The organism is Pseudomonas sp. NFACC24-1 (assembly GCF_900115235.1).
Classification (GTDB): domain Bacteria; phylum Pseudomonadota; class Gammaproteobacteria; order Pseudomonadales; family Pseudomonadaceae; genus Aquipseudomonas; species Aquipseudomonas fluorescens_AA.
In genome coordinates this window covers 1-2985 of sequence record NZ_FOVS01000077.1, presented here as the reverse complement: position 1 = coordinate 2985, position 2985 = coordinate 1, and the positions used below count along the sequence as shown (strand labels likewise).

General features: G+C 50.2%; 2 protein-coding genes. Both read right to left on the bottom strand.

Going from position 1 to position 2985, the window contains the following annotated elements:
- Positions 1 to 1886 (bottom strand): hypothetical protein (locus tag BM317_RS29520; RefSeq protein WP_139198021.1); only part of this gene is annotated, 1886 nt, incomplete at its 3' end.
- Positions 1887 to 2136: 250 nt separating this feature from the next.
- Positions 2137 to 2985 (bottom strand): hypothetical protein (locus BM317_RS30840; RefSeq protein WP_170842406.1); only part of this gene is annotated, 849 nt, incomplete at its 5' end.

Below are 2985 nucleotides of genomic sequence, written 5' to 3'. Positions count from 1 at the left end.
CGCACGTCGCGGCGATCACTCATAGGGATCAGCGACATCGAAGGCGTTACTACGACACTGGTCAGCACGACCACTACCAAGGCCGAGGCCGTGACTTCTTTACCGGTGTCCGGATCGGTGTAGGTGGCGGTGACTACGTTGCGTATGGCGCTGCCATCGAGTAAGTGGACGGCAGGGGCTTCATATTCACCATTGTTGCTGATGACGCCCAGAGCCCGACTGCCGTCCACGCTGCGCACGCTCCATTGGACATTCGAGTGTCTGTAGTTCAGTTGTCGAATCTCGAACGTCTGCTTGTCACCCGCCTTGATCACCGGCAAAAGAGGATCAAGGGTGAAAGTCGTTTCTTTTGGATCGATTTGCCCGACCATCAGCAGGTCACCCGGCAATCGGGCCTCGGTTAGCTGTAGGGCGTTGCGTTCAGGGAATAACAGGTTGCTGATGGCCAGAACGTTAAGGCCAGGCAACTCCAGAGTGCGGAAAACTCTCAAGATCTGCAGAAATGCTGGTTGGAGCGCCGCATGCAACATTCCAGGCAACTCAGGATAAGAACCTACATTTTTCAGCTCATTATTTGGATCCCAAACTCCGTTAAATTCAATAATCGGATCAGTGGCTTGCTCAAACGTCACATAGTTCGGAAGCGATGAAAACACCGGAGAAAATATCAGATGCACACGAGCTGTGGTTATGGCATCCCAATACCAATTCTCAGATCCGAACGCCCACTCCCACGAGCGCAAATGAAACGGCATTAATCGTGGCCCCTGCAGGGATAATTCAAGCCCACCAGCATCACCCGCAAATACCTGAAGTGCATTCTCCGGCGATGGATCAGTCAACTTAAACATGAGCGGACCGTTATTACTCAAACTTGTCTCTGTGACTAATGTTTTTTGCCAGATGTACCTGAACCCCGGAATATTAAACCCCCCTGCAACTGCAGTTAATATTCGAGCAACGTGATTAGATTCCGAGGATCTCAACCTCAGATTGCCACCTATTTGCCTTTCAATGGCCTCTCTCACATACCAATCAAACACCACTCGACTGGCCAACACCAACGAGCCCGAGTACAACGCCTTACCTGTCGTCGGATTCCGATCGTTGGGAATCAAATAATCCACTGCAAGGTCATTAGGATCGCCGCCTTCATTCGGATTACCCTTGGTCCTGACAAATAACACCACGGCCCCTTCACCGTAATCGTCGGAATGCCGATTCTTGCCCTCGTCCGTAGCCATGGTGCGGATCAGGAATGAACGTGGAGCCAGAAGATCGACATCGCGTAAGTCGAGCATCCCCAGCTCATATATCCTGTCTTCAGGTTTTTGTTCGAGAAACAGTTCTTTGAAGAAATTCCCCAGGGTTTCCTGGGCGCGGTCCTCTGTAACCAGATTGCAACGGCAGTTATAACCAGTACCAATATCAACAATGACCCTGCCCTGTTCGTTAACCGTACCGCGGCTGGCGGCCAAGTCGATATCCATGGTCAAGGTATAACCCTGATTAACGCTGACCACATAGCTGTAAAGAATCGCACCGGGAACTTGGCCTGTGCCCTTGCGTATATAGGACACAGTGCCTGCGACGATATCCATGGTGGCAGTCGCTCGGGAATCACGCAGCGAAGCTTTTTCAAAGCTCAAGCGCGGATGGCTAAGGATCACCCCCCCCATCTCCAGGTATTCGCTTTTATCCGGCGTCATGAATGGCGCGCCAAAAATACGCTTGAGAAAGCTCTCGCGATTGAAGCGGGTAATATATTGCTGCTCCAGCAAACTATTGACCTTGGCTCGATTCATGAATACCAGGGCATCCCAACCGAGTGTGACCGACTTGCCTCGCATTTTGTTAGTGAGTGCACTTAACGAATAAGTAGTCATGACTTTAGCCTTCAGCGATATAAATCGACTGTGTATAAACAGGGCAACAAGTACCGATCAGGGCGGCACTTATATTGATGTCATTCAGATTCCCAATCGGACTTGAGCGTATTCCCCACGCTGCCAATCAGTTCCACATATCGATGCCGTTTGAGTGGATGGTTGTTGAGGTCGTCATGGCGCTTCTCCTAAAACCGCGAAATATTTAAACGGGACGACTAGACAGTCGCACCGAAAGCCATTCATATCATTAACCTAAAATCTTCAGCTTGTTTCGATTAATTCCATCAAAGCCGATTCTCCCCCTGTGCCGGTTGCCATATCTGTCAAACACAACAACGTCCAATTCCTTATCAAAGTCGGACTTGGCATAACCGTCATATCGCCAATATTCACGCCGCTGCAGGCTGAACAACACTTCACCTGACGGTATCTCATCTCTAACCGTTTCCTCTGGTGCGTTGAGTTGACCGACCAAGCGTCTCTTGAGAATTTCATCGGTATGCAGAATTATCTTTCCCTGATCATTCAGGTCATCGGCGATGGCATATCCGGTAATGCTATGGATATCCTCAAGCGTCGTGTCAGTTTCCCATCTCACCATGCTCGAGTTGCCGACGAACTGAATTTTCTTTATAGGCACCTGCCTTTGGTTAATCAGTAGTTTCAAATAGTAGTAATCCAGGGTGGTCAGATCTTTTTCATCGTCCTTATCACCATCGACACGCTTAGGCCAATTCCCCCCGGGCTCACCAAAGGTTAAAACCACCCCTCCAATGGTGCCGGCTTCCGGCGGTTCAACAGCATGCAGATTGATGACCCTATGGTCCGCATCGCCTTCCGTTCCCGGGTTGGAATAGAACGTTTCATAGTTGTCGCTGCGCAACATCGCGGCAATACGCAGGTCTTCGACCTTATGGCATTGAACGAAGAACTCCTTGACCACCATGCCCTTCGGTCTTTTTGGAGGATCCTCCTGGCTCAGTGTGGGATGAGGGTACCGCTCATAGATATTCTCGGACTCGGTGTAATACCATTTATTACCTACAGGTACTCCGTCTTCACCGACTTCCGGCAACGGGATTTTCTGTTCTGCCGA